Raw genomic sequence first — 17105 nt, forward strand, 5'->3', positions numbered from 1 at the left:
CGTGATCCGCCGGGCGGCGCGGCCCTTGCGATCGAGACGCCCCGCGATCCGGGATCTCGTCGAGCTGGTGCGGATGCCCGCGGCGCTGTCGGTGCCCGGCGACGTGGTCGCCGGTGCCGCGGCGGCCGGCGTGCTCGACCGCCGTACGGCCGGGCTGGCCTGCGCGTCGGTCTGCCTGTACTGGGCGGGGATGGCCGCCAACGACTGGGCCGACCGCCATGTGGACGCCGTCGAACGCCCGGAGCGCCCCATCCCGTCCGGCCGCGTCTCCCCCGGCGTGGCGCTGACCGTCGCCGCCGGGCTCACCGCGGGCGGCGTGTCGGCGGCGGCACTGATCGGGGGACCGCGAGCGGGTGCGCTCGCGACGGCGCTGGCGGCGGCGGTGTGGGCCTACGACGTCACGGCCAAGGACACTCCGGCCGGTCCGGCGGCGATGGCCCTGTGCCGGGTGCTCGACGTGCTGCTCGGCGCCGGCCCGCGCGGGCGGGCGGGCGGAGCCCTCCCCGAGGCGCTGCCCGCCGCCCTGACGGTGGGCGCTCACACCTACCTGCTCACCCTGCTGTCCCGGCGCGAGGTGTCGGGCGCCGGCCCGCACCTGCCCGCCGGGACCCTGGTCGCCACCCTCGCCCTGGCCGCGACCGTCTGCCGCCGCGCCGGACGGACGCAGAACGCGCTCGCCGCCTGGTACGCAGCACGCTTCGGCCTCGCCCAGGCCCGCGCCGCCGCCGACCCCTCCGCCGCCGGCATCCGGTCAGCCGTCGGCAGCGGGATCACCGCGCTGCCCGCGCTGCAGGGTGCGCTCACCGCACACGCCGGCGCGCGGGGCGCCGGACTGGCCGTGGCCGCGGCCGCGCCGCTGGGCAGGGTCCTCGCCACGAAGGTCGCACCGACATGACGGGCACCCCCGCGGGCGACGCGACCGCGCCGCCGGGGCTCCGGTTCGGGTACGGCACCAACGGGTTCGCCGACCACCGGCTCCAGGACGCGCTGGACGTCATCGCCGGGCTCGGGTACGACGGCGTTGCCCTGACCCTCGACCACGACCGCCTGGACCCGTACGCGCCCGGAGCGGCCCGGCGGGTCGCGGCCGTCGCCGACCGGCTGCGCGACCTCCGGCTCGGCGTGGTCGTCGAGACCGGCGCCCGCTACCTGCTCGACCCCTGGCACAAGCACGCCCCGACCCTGCTGCACGACGACGGCCGGATGCGGCTGGACTTCCTGCGACGGGCCGCCGCCATCGCCGCCGACCTCGGCGCCGAGGCGCTCTCGCTGTGGGCCGGGGTACGGCCCGCCTCCGTCCCGCATCACCTGGCCTGGGAACGGCTCGTGGACGGCTGCGCGCGCCTGCTGGACGCGGCGACGGTACCGCTCGGCTTCGAGCCGGAGCCCGGGATGCTGGTGGCGACCATCGCGGACTGGCGAGCGCTGCGCGACGCGCTCGGCCGCCCCCGGGGATTCAGGCTCACCCTCGACATCGGGCACTGCCGCTGCCTGGAGCCGGACCCCGTGCCGGACTGTGTGGAGTCCGTCGCCGAGCACCTGGTGAACGTGCAGATCGACGACATGCGCCGAGGTGTGCACGAGCATCTGGAGTTCGGCACGGGCGAGATCGACTTCCCGCCCGTCCTGGCCGCTCTCGCCGCCCGCGGCTACACCGGGCTGGTGGCGGTCGAACTGCCTCGGCACTCGCACGCGGCGCCTGAGGTCGCCGCCCGCTCCATCGCGTTCCTCCGTTCGGCGGAACGCGCCGCTGTGGGAGGGAGCCGGTGATGGACGCTCAGGAGCTGCTGACCGTCCTCGATCACGACTGGGTCGTGGCGGCCTGCGCGGAGGTGAGGCGGCGGCCGGAGGCGGTCGGGCGGCGGTTCGCGTCCGCCGGGCGCCGCGTGGGCCGGGCACCGCTGGCCGGGGCGCCGGGCTGGCGGGCCGACGAGGCGGCCCGGGCGCTGCTGCTGGCCGCCCTGCCCCCGGAGGAGCTGTCCGAACGGCTCTCCGTCCTGTACGCCGAGGGAACCACCGCCGAGAAGCTGGCCGTGCTCAAGGCGCTGCCGCTGCTGCCGGTCGGGGCGAAGGCCGTTCCACTGCTGGAGGACGCGATCCGCGCCAACGACGTCCGGCTTCTCGCCGCCGCGCTCGGTCCGTCCGCCCGGCACCTGGACCAGGCGAGCTGGCGGCAGGCCGTGCTCAAGTGCGTGTTCACCGGGGTGCCGCTCGACGGCGTGGACGATCTCGGCGGGCGGGCCGACGCGGGACTGGCCGCCATGCTCGCCGGGCTCGCCGCCGAACGCGCCGCCGCGGGCCGCACCATGCCCGCCGACGCCACCGCCCTCCTCGACCGCCTCACCCCTTCCACCGCAGGCCGTCCGATCCGGCAGGAGGAGGCGTGATGCGCGTCTTCGACCCGCACATCCACATGACGTCGCGCACCACCGACGACTACCGGAGGATGGCGGCGGCGGGCGTCCGAGCCGTGGTCGAGCCGGCCTTCTGGCTGGGCCAGCCGCGCACGAATCCCGGCTCGTTCGTCGACTACTTCGACTCCCTGCTCGGCTGGGAGCCGTACCGGGCCGGGTTGTTCGGCATCCGCCACCACGCCGCGATCGCGCTGAACCCCAAGGAGGCCGGCGATCCCCGCTGCCGGCCGGTGCTCGACCTGCTCCCCCGCTACCTGGACAAGGACGGTGTGGTCGCGGTCGGCGAGATCGGCTACGACTCGATGACACCCGAAGAGGACGACGCGTTCGCCCGGCAGCTCGCCCTCGCCGTCGAGCACGGCCTGCCGGCCCTCGTGCACACCCCCCACCGCGACAAGGCCCGGGGCACCCGGCGGACCCTGGACGTGGTGGCCGCCTCCGGCATCCCGCCGGGCCGGGTGCTCGTCGACCACCTCAACGAGCTCACCGTCGGCCCGGTGCAGGACTCCGGCTGCTGGATGGGGTTCTCCCTCTACCCCGAGACCAAGATGTCGCCGCCCCGGATGGTCGAGATCCTGCGTCGGCACGGGCTGGAGCGGATGCTGGTCAACTCCGCGGCCGACTGGGGCAACTCCGACCCGCTGCTCACGGTGGAGACCGCGCACGCCATGGTGGCGGCGGGCTTTGACGAGGACGACGTCGACAAGGTGATGTGGCGCAACCCCGTGGAGTTCTTCGGCCAGTCGGGACGGCTCGTCCTGTCCGGGACCGGCCAGGACGAGCCGGCGTTCCGGGGCAACTCGATCCTGCGCGGAGGAAGCTGATGCGCCTGCGCGATCCGGCCGGGCGCGTCCTGCATCTCGGCTACTGCACCAACGTCCACCCCGCCGAGGACGTCCATGGCGTCGTCGCGCAACTGGACGAGTTCGCCGTGCCCGTCCGCGAACGGCTGGACGCGCCCGTGCTCGGGCTGGGCCTGTGGCTGGCGGCGCCCATGGCGGCCGGGCTGGCCGCCGATCCCGCGGGCCGCCGGCGGCTGCGCCGCGAGCTGGACGCCCGGGGGCTGGAGGTCGTGACGCTCAACGGCTTCCCCTACCGGTCGTTCCAGGACCCGGTCGTCAAGCACGCGGTCTACCGGCCGGACTGGACCACCCGGGAGCGGCTGTCGTACACGCTCGACCTGGCCCGCGTCCTGGCCGACCTGCTGCCCGACGACGCCGTGCGCGGCTCGATCTCGACGCTGCCGCTGGCCTGGCGCGAGCCGTGGGACGCCGGCATGGCCGAGCGGGCCGCCCGGAGGCTCGACGAGCTGGCCGAGCGGCTGGCCGGGGTCGAGGCGGCGACCGGGCGCGTCATCAGGGTGGGGTTCGAGCCGGAGCCCGGCTGTGTCGTGGAGACGACGGCGCAGGCGGCGGCCCGCCTCGCCGGCGTGGACACCGACCGGCTCGGGATCTGCCTCGACCTGGCCCACCTGGCGTGTGCCTGGGAGCGGCCGGCCGATGCCCTCCGCACGCTGCGGCAGGCGGGGCTGCCGGTGGTGAAGGTCCAGCTCTCGGCCGCCCTGGAGACCGCCGAGCCCGCGGCGCTGCGGGAGTACGCCGAGCCGCGCTTCCTGCACCAGACCCGCAACCCGGGCGGCGGGACGGCCGACGACCTCGCCGAGGCGCTGGCGGCCGGCCTCCCGGCTCCCTGGCGGGTGCACTACCACGTGCCCCTGCACCTGCGGCCCGAGCCGCCGCTGTCGGCCACGACATGCGTTCTCCGCGAAGCCTTGGCCGAGCTGGTCGCCCACGGGGCGTGCGACCACTACGACGTGGAGACCTACACCTGGAACGTGCTGCCGCCGGCGCACCGTCCCCGCACCTCGCAGGAGCTCGCGGCGGGGATCGCCGCCGAGCTGGCCTTCGCCCGCGACCAACTCCACCGTCTGGGAGCCCGGCCATGACCTCACCACGGGGAAGCACGCGCACTACCTCGCACCTCGTCCTCGACGTCGTCGGGCTCACCCCCCGCCTGCTGGCCCACATGCCCCGCCTGCGGGCCATGGCCGGCACGGGCTTCCAGGCCCGGCTCGGCACCGTCCTGCCCGCCGTCACCTGCCCCGTCCAGTCGACGTTCCTGACCGGCCTGCCCCCCTCCGCGCACGGCATCGTGGGCAACGGCTGGTACTTCCGCGACCTGGGCGAGGTGCTGCTGTGGCGCCAGCACAACGCCCTCGTCCGGGGCGAGAAGGTCTGGCAGGCCGCCCGCCGGCACAAGCCCGGCTTCACCGTGGCCAACATCTGCTGGTGGTACGCCATGGGCGCCGACGTGGACTGGACCGTCACCCCTCGGCCGATCTACCACGCCGACGGCCGCAAGGAACCCGACTGCTACACCCACCCGCCGGAACTGCACGACGAGCTGACCGCGCGACTCGGCCCGTTCCCGCTGTTCTCCTACTGGGGGCCGAGGGCGGGCATCGCCTCCTCCGCCTGGATCTGCGCGGCCACCCTGCACGTCATGACGACCCGCGACCCCGACCTGACCCTCGCCTACGTGCCGCACCTCGACTACGATCTCCAGCGGTACGGGCCCGGCGAACCCCGTTCCGCCGCGGCCGCGGCCGAGCTGGACCGGGTGCTGGCGCCGCTGCTGGACGCCGCCCTCGACCGGGGCGCGACGGTGACCGTGCTGTCGGAGTACGGCATCACCGACGTGTCCCGGCCGGTCGACGTCAACCGGCTGCTGCGCGCCGAGGGACTGCTCCATGTCCACACGCAGGCCGGCATGGAGTACCTGGACCCGTGGACCTCCCGCGCCTTCGCCGTGGCCGACCACCAGGTGGCCCACGTCTACGTACGGGACCCGGCCGACGTGCCGGCCGTGGCGAAGCTCTGCGCCGCCCTGCCCGGGGTCGCGGAGGTGCTCGACGAGGAGGGCAAGGCGGCCCGCGGCCTCGGCCACCCGCGCGCGGGCGAGCTGGTGCTGCTGGCCGACCCCCACGCCTGGTTCACCTATTACTACTGGCTCGACGGCGCCCGGGCGCCGGACTTCGCCCGCCTGGTCGAGATCCACCGCAAGCCCGGCTACGATCCGGCCGAGTTGTTCTTCGACCCGGCCGACCCGGGAGGGGCCAGGCGGCGGGCGGCCCTGGCGCTGCTCAGGAAGAAGGCCGGCATGCGCTACCTGATGGACGTCGTCGGCCTCGACGCCGGCGCGGGCGCCGTCCGCGGCTCCCACGGTCTGCTCCCCCGCGATCCGGAGGACGGGCCCGTGCTGTTGTGCTCCGACCGGTCCGCCGCCCGCGACCACCTCGCGGCGACGGAGGTGAAGGACTTCCTTCTCGGCCGCACACCTTGAGACCCGGCCGCCGGTCACCGGGTCAGCTCCTGGTCCATCTCTGGCTGCTCGTGCCGGTGCAGGACCACAGCTGCACCTTGGTTCCGTTGCCGGTCCCGAAGTTGCTCGCCTCCATGCACAGGCCGGACTGCACGCCGGTGACGGTGCCGTCGCCGTTGACGTTCCACTGCTGGTTGGTCTGGCCGTTGCAGTCCCAGATGATCACCTGGGTGCCGTTGGCGGTGCCCTGTCCGCTGGCGTCCAGGCACTTGTCGCCGTACACCTGCAGTTGCTTGGAGGAGGTCAGGGTCCACCGCTGGTTGTCGCCGGTGCCGCAGTCCCAGAGCTGGAGCTGCGTGCCGTTGGTGGTGGTCGCGTTCGGGACGTCCAGGCACCGGCCGGCGTTGACGTTGCGCAACACCGACGTCGACCCGTTGCCGGGGTCGGAGGAGGGGGGCAGCAGCGTGATGGTGTAGGAGTCGTCGATGGCGGTGTGCGGGAGGTTGACCGTCGTGCCATTGCCGGACAGGGTCACCACGGAGTTCTGGACGGTGACCGGGCCCTGGACGGCGCCGCCGCCGTTGTAGGGGATGCGCTCGGCGACGACTCTCACCTGGTTGTTCTGCACGAGACCGCTCGTGGTGTCCAGGCGCCGCAGGTTGACGGCGATGTTGCCGGTCGTGGTGCCGCCGCCGACCAGGATCCTGGCCGCCCCGGCTGTCTTGGTGGCGAACGCGTCGTACGAGGAGCTGGGGGTGACGGACACGATCTGGCCGGTCTGAGAGCCGTAGAAGCGGTAGGCCCACCATTCGCCCTTCGGCTGGTACTGGCCGGAAGAGTTGCGGATGAGCAGGTTGCCGAGATCGTTGTGCAGGTTTCCGCCGCCCGCCCAGTTGGCGCGCAGGCCGTCGGCGCCGGCCCGCTCGAGGCGTGCGATGTACCAGGCGCCGTCCGCGGGGTTCTGCTCGTTGGACGCCCCGTACTCGTTGATCTGGTATGGACGCGTGTGCGGAATGCCGCGGGAGTTCAGCGTGGCGTCGGCCGCCGCCACGTTGGCGACCGGGTCGCCGGGCAGGGAGTGCCAGCTGACGATGTCGGGGGCCACGTTGTTGGCCTTGACGTAGTCCAGGTACTGGTTCCAGAACGAGTTCGTGGTCGAAGGTACGCACGCGCAGCTCGGTCCGACGATGAGATGGGCCGGGAACGCGGCCCGGATGCGCTGGTAGGTGCGTCGCCACAGCTCGAAGTACTGGGACTGGGGGCGGTTCCAGAACAACGTGATGTTGGGCTCGTTCCACAGGTCCCACTGCACCGGGGCGCCGGTGGCCCGCACGTCGTTGATCAGGCGGGTGAGGAAGGCGTCGTAGTCCGTCCAGTTGCCGTTGTCGCCGGGAAAGCGCGAGATCGGATAGCCGTCGGCGCCCCAGAGATCATGGACGAGCAGGATGAACTCCCCGCCCAGTGACCGGGTGCGCAGCAGTTGGGCGCGGGTGGCGTTCCACCGGCGGTCGTACTTGCCCGACACCCAGCCGCCCGGACTGTCGAGCTGTGCCCCACCGGCCCGCATGTACCGGAACTTCACGTCGGTGAAGAACTGATCCGGCGGGCCCGACGCGTTCTCGGTCATGCCGTAGATCCAGCCGGAGGCCCGGTAGGTCGGAGTGCCCCCGCCTGCGGAGAAGTCCACGGCGATGGACTGGTCCGCGGCCTGGGCCGGCGTGGCCGACGTCACGACGGGACCCGCGACGAGTGCGCAGACGGCGAGAAAGGCGATCGTGTGGCGGCTCCTGCGCCGCCTGCCGGGCGCGATGCCCGCACCTGACTCCTCGGACGCCCGGGGGCCGGGCGGGTGGGCCGGGAGCGATGCTGTGGGACGCCACAGTCGGACTCGGCGGACGAGGTCTCCAACGTTCATCGTGGACCCTCCTCACTCGTGGGCGCTGTGCGCACATGCGAGCGGAACGACTTCGGGGGAGGTGGCGCGAAAACCAGAAGGCCTATATCGAATCGATTCGACCGCAGCCTAGATCTCGCTATCAGCGATGTCAACAAGGTGTGGAGCGGAGGTGAACGAATGGTTTCGAGTGCTTGCTCGCATCTCGGGCTCCACCGGTGGTTGGCCTGGCCGTTGCCAGGCGCAACGTCGAGGCCGGCGCCTTCGCCGGCCTCGACCCGTTCTGGGCCCGCCCGCCCCCGCGAGGTTTTCTCTACCCTGCTTCCAGGATCGGCTCGCCGGCGTCGGAGAGCTTCTGCAGCGCGGCGAAATGGTCGTCGGGCAGGTTGAGCGACTCCACTGCGATGAGACGTCTTCCCTGGTAGAGCTGATGAGAGAAGACGCCGCCGGCTGATTCGTGCAGTTCCGACGCGGTGTGGCCGTCCGGATGGCCGGCGATCTGCAGGGTCCAGTCGAACTGTTCGGTCCAGAACCAAGGGATCTTGCCGTACGGCTGGCGCGACCCGGTCAACCGTGCCGCGACGAGACCCGCGTGGTCGAGGGCGTTCTGGACCGACTCCCGCCGGATGCGCCGCCCCTCGTGCGGGAACGCGGCACAGTCGCCGATCGCCGAGATGTGCGGGTCGGAGGTGAGGAGGTACTCGTCCACGACGACCCCGTCGGCCACGTCGAGTCCGGCGGCGCGGGCCAGCCCGGTCTCGGGCGTGACGCCGACCGCGACGAGCACCAGATCGGCGGGCAGCCGGGTGCCATCGTCGAGTTCCACGGCGCGGACCCGCCCTTCGGGATCGCCGTGGAGGCGGACCACGCCGTTCCCGAAGATCAGGCGGTTGCCGTTCAGCTCGTGCAGGGTGGTGAAGCGCCGTCCGGACTGCGGCGACACGAGCCTGGCCATGGGGCGGTCGAGCGTCTCGACGATGGTGACGCGGTGCCCGAGCCTGTTGGCGGTGGACGCGAACTCCATCCCGATGAAGCCGGCGCCCACGACGACGATGTCCTTCGCGGTGGCGAGGGCGCCCCGTAGCGCGGCGGCCTCCTGCCGGGTCCGCAGGGACAGTACCCCGCGCAGGTCGTCTCCGGCCACACCGAGCCTGCGGTTGCGTGCCCCGGTGGCCAGGACGAGGTGGTCGTAGCCGAGCGCCTGGCCATCGGCGAGGCGGACGGCACGGCCGGCCCGGTCGATCCCCGCGACGCGCTGGTTGATCAACTCGATGCCGTTGTCACGGTAGAACGTGGCCGGGTGGAAGTGCAGCTCGTCCTCTTCGAGCTCTCCCCCGAGGTAGTTCTTGGTCAGCGGCGGATGGCGGTAGGGCAGGCCGGGCTCCTCCCCGGCCAGGACGAGCCTGGCGGAGTACCCGCTTTCCCGTAGTGCGGCGGCGAGCCGGGTGCCGGCATGACCGGCCCCGGCGACAACGATCGTGTCCATGGCTCACGACCATATGAACGACAAGTTCATGCCGTCCAAGACCAGTGAGGCAATGATCTGATGCCACCTAGGCTATGAATGACGCCATCAGGTGGTCGCGGAAGAGGCGCGCGGCCGCCGACAGGTAGGCCCGTTCCCGCCAGACGAGCCGCAGCACCCGTTCGCAGTCCGGGGCGTCCAGATGGAGCCAGGAGATGGGCGCGCGGGTCTCGGCGAGCGGCGAGGAGACATACCAGGCCGGCACGAATCCCACGCCGAGCCCGGCGCTGACCAGCTCGATGGCGACGGTGGCCTCGTCGGTCTCGCAGGCGATGATCAGCTCCAGCCCGGCATCGGTGAACAGCCGCTGGGTCAGGCTGCGCTGCCATGTGCCGGGCCGGGTGGTGACCACGGCTTCGCCGGCGAGATCGGCCACGGTCGCTCGTTCCTGGCGGGCCAGCCGGTGGGTGAGCGGCACGGCCAGCAGCACCTCTTCCCGCGCGAGCTCGACGTGGCGCAGGCCTGGCCCGTCGAGCGGCTGCGACGCCAGACACAGGTCGACCTCTCCCTTACGGAGGCGCTCGGCCATCCCGTCCGAGATGTCCTGATAGAGCCGCACGCCGACGCCCGGATGCTCGATGATGAAGGCCTTCACGGGCTCGGTGAGGGTGAGCAGGGTCTCCGAGGCGATCGACACGCTGCCGTGCTGGAGCCCGGCGGCGTCGGCGAGCTCGCGCCGCGCGTCGTCCAGCTCGCCGAGCGCCCGGTTCACCCGAGCCAGGAACGCGGCTCCGAACCGGTTGAGCCGCACCCGGCGGCCCTGGCGATCGAACAGGGGGACACCGAGATCGGACTCGAGCCGGGCGATCGTCCGGCTGAGAGAGGGCTGGGCGATGCGGAGCTCGTCGGCGGCCCGGCTGATGTGCTCATGCCTGGCCACGACTTGGAAATAGCGGAGCGGCAGCAGATCCATTATGCCCCGGAAGCTATGAGTTGATGGATGAATCGGACTTGGACATCATAAGCTCGTGGTGTCTACGGTCGGCGCCGTGAACACTTTGGATCTGGCTCGCCTGCAGTTCGCCGTCACCACCGGGGTGCACTGGCTGTTCGTCATCCTCACCCTGGGCCTTGTCCCGCTCATTGCGATCATGCACACTCAGGCGGCACGGACCCGCGACCACGACCGACTGCGGATGTCCCGCTTCTGGGGCCGGCTGTATGTGATCAATTACGCGCTCGGGATCGTGACCGGCATGGTGATGGAGTTCCAGTTCGGTCTGTCCTGGAGCGGGTTGAGCAAGGTCACAGGCAACGTCTTCGGCGCGCCACTCGCCCTGGAGACGCTCATCGCCTTCTTCGCCGAGTCCACGTTCCTCGGCATGTGGATCTTCGGGTGGGGCAAGCTGCGGCCCTGGCTGCACGTCACCCTGATCTGGCTGGTGGCCCTCACCGCGTACGCCTCGGCGTACTGGGTGCTGGTCACCAACGGCTTCATGCAGGCGCCCGTCGGATATGTGATGCGGGACGGCGTCGCCTACCTCACCGACTTCGCCGCGATCATGACCAATCCCAGCGCCCTGGTCGCTCTCGGCCACATCGTGATGGCGGCGATGCTCACCGGCGGCCTGTTCGTCGCCGGGGTAGCCGCCTACCACCTGCTGCGGGGCCGGGAGGAGTTCCGCGCCTCGATGCGGACCGGCGTGCTGCTCGCCGCGCTGGCCACCTTCCCCGTCTACCTGATGGGCGGCCTGCAGTACCCGCTCATCGCACAGACGCAGCCGATGAAGATGGCGGTGATCTCCGGCGGCGCCGGCGTCCCCGAACTGCAGAAGGCGATGGTGGCCGCGCATGGCCCCGGCGATTACGTCCCGCCGGACTGGATGCTCCGGGGCCAGTACCTGATGCTCGGGCTCGGTTACCTCCTCGGCGTCATCGCCTTGGCGGCCTTCCTGATCACCTTCAGGGAGCGCCTGATGCGGCGCAAGCTCGCCGCCGCCCTGGCGGTCCTGTTGGTCGCCTTTCCGGCCGGCGAGTTCACCGGCGCCTTCCTCTTCAACGAGGCGGGCCCTTACCGCGGCGCGCTCTACGTGGCCTGGGTGGCGGCCATGGCGGCGATCATGCTCGCCGGAGATCGGCTCGCCCGACCGCTCCGTCATCTGCTGACCGTGGTGATCCCGCTGCCGTTCCTGGCATCGGTGGGTGGCTGGGTGTCCCGCGAGGTCGGCCGCCAGCCGTGGGTCGTCTACGGCGAGCTCACTACCGGCCAGGCGCTCTCCGCCGGGGTGAGCCAGGCCACGATGCTCGCCTCACTGCTGAGCTTCGCCGCCGTCCTCGGCGCACTGGCCGTCGCCAACTGGACATTGATCATCCGCACCGCGCGCCGCGGACTCGAACCCGCCCAGCCGGGTGTGCCGGCCGAGCCGCTGCCGACATTCTGAGAGGAAGCTCAATGACCAGGTCAAGCGGCAAGCGCCGTGACCCGCTGCGGCGCGCATCTGCCGCCGGCTGTCAGCGACCTTGACCCCCTTCGCACAGGACCCATGGACGACCCCGTCAGCAGGTCCCTGAACAGCGACGATTCGCATCAGATCTCAATCAGCGGCCAGGGCGACGAGGCGGCTGTTCCTCCCACGCCACAACCGCGGCGACACACCATCAGCCACACCCCGTCGCTCTGGGCATCCAGAGCGACCGAACTCCAGACATTTCGATCTTAGGGAACGCTCCATGGAGATCCTCTGGCTTGCCGTCCTCGGCTTCCTGCTCACCGGGTACTTCGTGCTCGGCGGCTACGACTACGGCGTGCAGATGCTGTTTCCGCTGGCAGGGCGGGACAGGCGCGTTCTTGCGGCGCTCGGCCCCTTCTTCTTCGGCAACGAGGTCTGGCTGATCGCCTTCGGCGGCGTCCTGTTCGGCGCGTTCCCCTTCCTCGAGGGAACGCTGCTGTCCGGCCTGTATCCGCTCATCGTCACGTTGCTGCTCGGGCTGGCCGCCGGAAAGGCCGCCGTCCAGCTCCGCGGCCGGACGCAGAGCCGGACCGGCCGCGCGATCTGGGGCGTCCTCATCGCCTCCGGCGGCCTGATCCCCGCGCTCGTACTGGGCTCGCTGATCGCGCTGCTGCTGACAGGGGTGCGGCTGCGCGGCGGCCACACCTTCGACCTGCCGCCGGCCGACCTGTTCCACCCCTTCGTGTTGCTGTCGGGACTCACCATGGTCCTGGTCCTGGCCGGCCACGGCGGCGCCTTCCTCGCCCTGCGCGCCACCGGCGACCTGGCCGCCTTCGCCCGCACCGCCACCGGCCGGGCACTCGCGGGGGCAGCGGCGGGCGTGGCCGTCACGTACGCCGCCGGAGTGCTGCTGGGCATCCGGCCGCCGAATCCAGGACCGGCGTCCGTGACGGCGGCACTCATGGCGGCACTGTTGCTGGCAGGACGCTCGGCGCTGCGCGCCGGCCGATCCGGACTCGCCTTCGCCGCCACCTCGGCGGCTGCCGGGGCGCCTGTGCTGCTCGCCGGGCTGGCAACCCATCCGTACGTGCTCGCCTCCAGCATCGCCGACCACCACGGCATCACGGTGACCGAGGCGGCTGCTGACGGCGCCACCCTCCAGGTGCTGACCGCATTCGGCATCGTGATCATCCCGGTCATGCTCGCCTACCAGGCCTTCGGCTGGTGGATCTTCCGGGGGCACGTCGACGCACCGGACTACTTCTGACGCGCCGGCTGCACGAGCGAGCTGCCGGCCTCAGGCCTGGACGGCTGCCCCGTGCCGCTGTTCGTGGCCGCCGAAGGCCGGCACGCCACCTACCACGGCACTGTCCGTCCCGGTGAGGCCGACGGCCGCATCTCGGGAGCGGGGGGCGGCGGCTGCGTCGGCGAAGCGGGCCCGCTGCCGGGCCATGGATGGGACGCCTTACGAAAGTAAGCGCACAAGCTGGTCTTCCGGCAATGACCGGCAGTGGGGGGTCTTTCCTACGCTCCTGCCCATGATCAGAACTCACCGCAACGCCGCAGCCGCCCTCCTCGCCCTGACCCTGCCCCTGTCGGTCGCGACGGCCGCCTCGATGTCGTTCCCGGCCGCTGCGGCCTCCTCTGAGGCCACTTCTGACGTGCGCCTCACGATCCCCCACCCCAACGGTCGGTACGAGGTCGGGCGCGACACCCTGCATCTCGTCGACGGCACGCGTCGCGATCCGTGGGTGCCGACAGCGGGCGCGCGTGAGCTGATGGTGTCGATGTACTACCCCGCCCGCACCGGCGGGAGCGCCGCTCCCTACATGACCGGCGACGAGGCCCGGCTCCTTCTCAAGGGACAGAAGCTCGACACCCTCTTCAAGGCCGAACTGCTCGCCGACACGCGCACGAACGCACGCGTCGGCGCCCGCCCCGTCGCCGGCAGGCACCCCCTGGTGGTGCTCTCCCCGGGCTTCACCCTCAACCGCGCCACCCTGACCACGCTCGCCGAGGAACTCGCCTCCCAGGGCAACGTCGTCGCACTCGTCGATCACGCCTACGAGTCGTACGGCACCACTTTCCCCGGCGGCCGCACCCTGACCTGCGTCGCATGCGAGACGGTGGAGAAGGCCCCCTCCGATGAGGAGGAGAAGAAGCTGATGGGCAAGGCCGCCTCCGGCCGGGCAGCCGACATCTCCTTCGTCATCGATCAGCTGACCCACACTGCCGGGCACGCGCCCGCCTGGAAGCGGTGGAAGATGATCGACCCGTGGCGGATCGGCGCCGCCGGCCACTCGCTCGGCGGCAACGCCGCCGCGAGCGTCATGGCCACCGACCGCCGCGTGCGCGCCGGGGTGAACATGGACGGCTCGTTCTTCGCCCCGGTCCCGGTCTCCGGCCTCGGCAAGCGGCCGTTCCTCATGCTCGGCACCCAGGTCCAGCACACGCCCGACTCCAAGGACACGACCTGGCTGCGGGACTGGCGACGTCTGGACGGCTGGAAGCGCTGGCTGACCGTGGCCGACTCCGGCCACTTCACCTTCATCGACCTGCCCATCCTGGGCGGACAGGCCGGGATGACCGACCCCGCCGCGCCGCTTTCCGGAAAGCGGTCGGGCGAGGTCACCACGGCGTACGTGGGCGCCTTCTTCGACCAGCACCTGGGCGGCGAACACCAGCAACTGCTGGACGGCCCGTCCACCGCCAACCCCGAAGTCACCTTCCAGAACCCCTGAGAAACCGCGTTGAGGACATCGGCCGCCGGTTCAGAGACCGACGGCCATCCGATCGAGGGCCGCCGAGTGACTTCCTTCTCCGGGCGGGGATGCCTCCGCCCGGAGAAGGCTCAGTCGTCGTGGCGGGGGATGCCGGACACCTCGTGATCGGCATGGAAGAGGGCCTCCGCGATGAGCGCCCGCACGTGCGCGTCCCGGGCGCGGTAGAGGACGCGGCGGCCCTCCCTGCGTGTACGCACCAGACCGGCCAGACGGAGTTTGGCCAGGTGCTGGGAGACGGAGGGCCGGGCCACGCCGATCGTCTCCGCCAGGGAGTTGACGTCGTACTCGGCGGAGGAGAGCACCCACATCAGGCGGAGCCGGGTGGCGTCGCTGAGCATGCGGAACGCGTCCACGGCCGCGTCCACCTGCGCGGAAGTGGGTTGCTCCTGCGTCTGGCTCGCACCTGAGTCGTTGTCGCGTGCGTACATGACTACATATACTCGCGTGAGAGGTTGCTGACCGCAAGCGAGGATGCGATGTCTGACCATCACGACCACCACCCTTTGCCGTCCGATGAGCACGGCCATGGACACGGCCACGGCCACGGGGACGGACATGAGCGTCGGGCGAGCGGATTCAAGCGCCTTGCCCATCAGGTCGGGCACGCGTTCACGCCGCACAGCCACGACAGCGCGGACAAGACCGACGCGGCGCTGGAGTCGAGCGCGCGTGGCATGCGGGTGCTGGCCATCTCGTTCGTCGCGCTCATGGTCACGGCGGTGATCCAGGCGGTGATCGTGGCGTTCTCGGGCTCGGTCGCGCTGCTGGGCGACACGCTGCACAACTTCGCCGACGCCCTGACCGCCGTCCCGCTCGCGATCGCCTTCTCGCTCGGCCGCCGGGCGGCCACGCGCCGCTTCACCTACGGGTACGGCCGGGCGGAGGACCTCGCCGGGATCGCCATCGTCCTGGTGATCGCCGCCTCGGCCGGCCTGGCCGGGTACGAGGCCGTCAAGCGGCTGGTCAACCCGCAGGACGTGCAGGCGCTGTGGTGGGTGGCCGCAGCCGGAGTGGTCGGCTTCCTCGGCAACGAGTGGGTCGCCCGCTACCGGATCAAGGTCGGCCGGGAGATCGGCTCGGCCGCCCTGGTCGCCGACGGGCTGCACGCCCGGACCGACGGGTTCACCTCGCTGGCCGTGCTGCTCGGGGCCGGTGGCGCGGCACTCGGCTTCCCGCTCGCGGACCCGATCGTCGGCCTGCTCATCACCGCCGCCATCTGCTTCGTCCTGCGTGACGCGGCCAGGGAGATCTACCACCGGCTCATGGACGCTGTGGACCCGAAGCTCGTCGACCAGGCCGAACGGATCCTCGCCGGCACCGGCGGCGTGCGGCAGGTGGGCTCGGTACGGCTGCGCTGGGTCGGCCATGCCCTGCACGCCGAGGTGGACATCATCGTCGGCCATGAGCTGTCGCTGGTCGAGGCGCATGCCGTCGCCGTGGAGGCGGAGCACCGGCTCATTCACGACCTGCCGCGCCTGCGGGCGGCCACGGTCCACGCGGACCCCGACGGTCCTCATGACGTCGACCACCACGCTGTGCTGACGAGCCACCGCTAGCCGGCGCCTCAGGTTCAGAGGACGGCCGCAGGTTCAGGGGACGGGCGCCGCGCGAGCAACGGCCTGATGGCCAGTTGCGCGGCGGCCAGCGCCAGACAGACACACGCCGCGGCGGCCCACATGCCTGCCGTGCCCGCGCGTTCGAGGAGCTGCGTGCCGGTGAGAGGGGCGGCGACGGCGGCGATGCCCCAACTGATCCCATAGACGGCGAGGTAGCTGCCTCGGGCATCCTCCGGGGCGAGTCCGGCCACGACCGCGTACGCGCGTCCGACCATGAACAGGTCGCCCAGGCTCCAGACCACGGTGGCGACCAGCAGAGTCGGCAGGGTGTGGGCGACGGCGTATCCGGCCAGGCCCACCGCCATGAGAACGGAGCCGAGGGCCAGAGCCGCGGGCGCCGCCAACGCCGCCACCGGCCTCAGGCGGAGCAGTGGCTGCCCGGCGACGGTCGTGACGGCCGAGACGGTGAACAGAATGCCCGCGTCCGCGCTCCGCAGGCCATGGTGCGGCAGGGCAAGCGGCAACACGACCATGATCCCCATGTGGACGGTCGCGAAAAGGGTGCCGTAGGAGAGCATGGCCACCAGTGCGGGATCCCTCCATGGCCTGGCCCGGCCGGACCCCGCGTCCGGAAGGCGCCGACGACCGGCGGGGTCGGCCGGCAGGGCCAGGCGCACGACGATCGCGCAGGCCAGGCACGTCAACGCGTCGATGACGAACAGCCAGCGCAGGTCCCAGCGCCCCACACCCGCCGCGATCAGCCCGGCCCCCATGCCGCCGGCGGCCAGGGCGGCGTTGAGCAGGCTGTAGGCCCGGGTCCGGTCAGCCGGGCCGACGGAGTCCGCGATCATCGCCTGGCTCGGCGGCTCGTACAGCTCGAAGACCAGGCCGAGCAGCACGGCGAGCACCGCGAGGACGACCAGCGATCCGGCCGCCGCGACACCCAGTTGCGTCACGGCGCAACCGAGGAGTCCGAGGACGATCGTGCGGCGCCGGCCCAGGCGATCCGCCAGGAAACCGCCGAGAAGTCGCGAGGGAATGGTCGCCAGTCCGAACGCGGACGAGACGAGTCCGGCCGTCGCAGGGCTCGCGCCGAACTCCGTGGTGATGAGAACGGTCAGGAACGAGATGGAGAACGCTCCGAGCCGGTTCACGGCGCGTGCCACGATGAGCAGCCACACGGTTCGGGGCAGCCGCTGGCCGCGGGCCGGGAAACGCATAC

At 71.8% G+C, this 17105-nt stretch carries 15 protein-coding genes; 10 read left to right on the plus strand and 5 right to left on the minus strand.

The annotated features are described in order from the left end of the window. The first annotated feature begins 1 nt into the window (after position 1). From AB0H64_RS02365 to AB0H64_RS02390, 6 genes are read left to right on the plus strand one after another with little or no spacing between them, the layout of a single operon-like run. Positions 2 to 895 carry an SCO3242 family prenyltransferase gene (locus AB0H64_RS02365; RefSeq protein WP_357619190.1) on the plus strand — a complete coding sequence of 298 codons (894 nt, stop codon included), beginning with the start codon at positions 2 to 4 and terminating at the stop codon, positions 893 to 895. Next, on the plus strand, positions 892 to 1770 hold the full coding sequence (locus AB0H64_RS02370; protein WP_357619193.1) for a sugar phosphate isomerase/epimerase family protein: 879 nt from the start codon (positions 892 to 894) through the stop codon (positions 1768 to 1770). The genes AB0H64_RS02365 and AB0H64_RS02370 overlap by 4 nt, the downstream gene beginning before the upstream one ends. Then, positions 1770 to 2387 (plus strand): EboA domain-containing protein, encoded by a 618-nt coding sequence (locus AB0H64_RS02375; RefSeq protein ID WP_357619196.1) that lies wholly within the window; start codon positions 1770 to 1772, stop codon positions 2385 to 2387. Before AB0H64_RS02370 ends, AB0H64_RS02375 begins: the two co-directional genes overlap by 1 nt. Next, the gene (locus AB0H64_RS02380) at positions 2387 to 3238 is read left to right on the plus strand and encodes a TatD family hydrolase (protein WP_357619199.1); all 852 of its coding nucleotides are present in this window, start codon (positions 2387 to 2389) and stop codon (positions 3236 to 3238) included. Before AB0H64_RS02375 ends, AB0H64_RS02380 begins: the two co-directional genes overlap by 1 nt. Then, on the plus strand, positions 3238 to 4359 hold the full coding sequence (eboE, locus tag AB0H64_RS02385) for a metabolite traffic protein EboE (protein ID WP_357619202.1): 1122 nt from the start codon (positions 3238 to 3240) through the stop codon (positions 4357 to 4359). The genes AB0H64_RS02380 and eboE overlap by 1 nt, the downstream gene beginning before the upstream one ends. Beyond that, positions 4356 to 5756 (plus strand): nucleotide pyrophosphatase/phosphodiesterase family protein, encoded by a 1401-nt coding sequence (locus tag AB0H64_RS02390; RefSeq protein ID WP_357619205.1) that lies wholly within the window; start codon positions 4356 to 4358, stop codon positions 5754 to 5756. The genes eboE and AB0H64_RS02390 overlap by 4 nt, the downstream gene beginning before the upstream one ends. A gap of 22 nt (positions 5757 to 5778) precedes the next feature. Here AB0H64_RS02390 and AB0H64_RS02395 read toward each other — a convergent pair whose 3' ends face one another. The 3 genes from AB0H64_RS02395 to AB0H64_RS02405 all read right to left on the minus strand — a co-directional run bounded on the left by AB0H64_RS02395 (position 5779) and on the right by AB0H64_RS02405 (position 10067). Then, positions 5779 to 7650 (minus strand): RICIN domain-containing protein, encoded by a 1872-nt coding sequence (locus AB0H64_RS02395; RefSeq protein WP_357619207.1) that lies wholly within the window; start codon positions 7648 to 7650, stop codon positions 5779 to 5781. Between the two features lie 292 nt (positions 7651 to 7942). Further along, positions 7943 to 9115 carry an FAD-dependent oxidoreductase gene (locus AB0H64_RS02400; protein WP_357619210.1) on the minus strand — a complete coding sequence of 391 codons (1173 nt, stop codon included), beginning with the start codon at positions 9113 to 9115 and terminating at the stop codon, positions 7943 to 7945. A gap of 67 nt (positions 9116 to 9182) precedes the next feature. Beyond that, positions 9183 to 10067, minus strand: a complete 885-nt coding sequence (locus AB0H64_RS02405) for a LysR substrate-binding domain-containing protein (protein WP_357619213.1) — start codon at positions 10065 to 10067, stop codon at positions 9183 to 9185. Positions 10068 to 10143: 76 nt separating this feature from the next. Between AB0H64_RS02405 and AB0H64_RS02410 the strand changes: the two genes are divergently transcribed. The 3 genes from AB0H64_RS02410 to AB0H64_RS02420 all read left to right on the plus strand — a co-directional run bounded on the left by AB0H64_RS02410 (position 10144) and on the right by AB0H64_RS02420 (position 14285). Continuing rightward, entirely contained in the window at positions 10144 to 11535 is a 1392-nt protein-coding gene (locus tag AB0H64_RS02410; protein ID WP_357619216.1) for a cytochrome ubiquinol oxidase subunit I, read from the plus strand. A 289-nt stretch (positions 11536 to 11824) separates the two neighbouring features. After that, positions 11825 to 12811, plus strand: a complete 987-nt coding sequence (locus AB0H64_RS02415) for a cytochrome d ubiquinol oxidase subunit II (RefSeq protein ID WP_357619218.1) — start codon at positions 11825 to 11827, stop codon at positions 12809 to 12811. A gap of 271 nt (positions 12812 to 13082) precedes the next feature. Then, a complete protein-coding gene (locus AB0H64_RS02420; RefSeq protein ID WP_357619221.1) occupies positions 13083 to 14285 on the plus strand; it encodes an alpha/beta hydrolase in 1203 nt (400 codons plus the stop codon). Positions 14286 to 14395: 110 nt separating this feature from the next. Here AB0H64_RS02420 and AB0H64_RS02425 read toward each other — a convergent pair whose 3' ends face one another. Then, complete coding sequence (locus AB0H64_RS02425; RefSeq protein ID WP_357619224.1) at positions 14396 to 14755, minus strand: metalloregulator ArsR/SmtB family transcription factor; 360 nt, start codon at positions 14753 to 14755, stop codon at positions 14396 to 14398. A gap of 48 nt (positions 14756 to 14803) precedes the next feature. Between AB0H64_RS02425 and AB0H64_RS02430 the strand changes: the two genes are divergently transcribed. Next, positions 14804 to 15883 (plus strand): cation diffusion facilitator family transporter, encoded by a 1080-nt coding sequence (locus tag AB0H64_RS02430; RefSeq protein WP_357619227.1) that lies wholly within the window; start codon positions 14804 to 14806, stop codon positions 15881 to 15883. Positions 15884 to 15897: 14 nt separating this feature from the next. On the opposite strand, the gene AB0H64_RS02435 is transcribed toward AB0H64_RS02430, so the two are convergent. Beyond that, positions 15898 to 17103 carry an MFS transporter gene (locus AB0H64_RS02435; protein ID WP_357619230.1) on the minus strand — a complete coding sequence of 402 codons (1206 nt, stop codon included), beginning with the start codon at positions 17101 to 17103 and terminating at the stop codon, positions 15898 to 15900. Between the last annotated feature and the right edge of the window lie 2 nt (positions 17104 to 17105).

Origin of the sequence: Nonomuraea sp. NPDC050733, from assembly GCF_040654215.1 — a bacterium.
GTDB lineage: Bacteria > Actinomycetota > Actinomycetes > Streptosporangiales > Streptosporangiaceae > Nonomuraea.

Excerpts from the sequence above, each read along its gene's own strand:
- AB0H64_RS02380 (WP_357619199.1), top strand. The coding sequence starts at position 2,387 with ATGCGCGTCTTCGACCCGCACATCCACATGACGTCGCGCACCACCGAC.
- AB0H64_RS02425 (WP_357619224.1), bottom strand. The coding sequence starts at position 14,755 with ATGTACGCACGCGACAACGACTCAGGTGCGAGCCAGACGCAGGAGCAA.
- AB0H64_RS02430 (WP_357619227.1), top strand. The coding sequence starts at position 14,804 with ATGTCTGACCATCACGACCACCACCCTTTGCCGTCCGATGAGCACGGC.
- AB0H64_RS02400 (WP_357619210.1), bottom strand. The coding sequence starts at position 9,115 with ATGGACACGATCGTTGTCGCCGGGGCCGGTCATGCCGGCACCCGGCTC.
- AB0H64_RS02415 (WP_357619218.1), top strand. The coding sequence starts at position 11,825 with ATGGAGATCCTCTGGCTTGCCGTCCTCGGCTTCCTGCTCACCGGGTAC.
- AB0H64_RS02420 (WP_357619221.1), top strand. The coding sequence starts at position 13,083 with ATGATCAGAACTCACCGCAACGCCGCAGCCGCCCTCCTCGCCCTGACC.
- eboE (WP_357619202.1), top strand. The coding sequence starts at position 3,238 with ATGCGCCTGCGCGATCCGGCCGGGCGCGTCCTGCATCTCGGCTACTGC.
- AB0H64_RS02405 (WP_357619213.1), bottom strand. The coding sequence starts at position 10,067 with ATGGATCTGCTGCCGCTCCGCTATTTCCAAGTCGTGGCCAGGCATGAG.
- AB0H64_RS02370 (WP_357619193.1), top strand. The coding sequence starts at position 892 with ATGACGGGCACCCCCGCGGGCGACGCGACCGCGCCGCCGGGGCTCCGG.
- AB0H64_RS02395 (WP_357619207.1), bottom strand. The coding sequence starts at position 7,650 with ATGAACGTTGGAGACCTCGTCCGCCGAGTCCGACTGTGGCGTCCCACA.
- AB0H64_RS02390 (WP_357619205.1), top strand. The coding sequence starts at position 4,356 with ATGACCTCACCACGGGGAAGCACGCGCACTACCTCGCACCTCGTCCTC.
- AB0H64_RS02375 (WP_357619196.1), top strand. The coding sequence starts at position 1,770 with ATGGACGCTCAGGAGCTGCTGACCGTCCTCGATCACGACTGGGTCGTG.
- AB0H64_RS02435 (WP_357619230.1), bottom strand. The coding sequence starts at position 17,103 with ATGCGTTTCCCGGCCCGCGGCCAGCGGCTGCCCCGAACCGTGTGGCTG.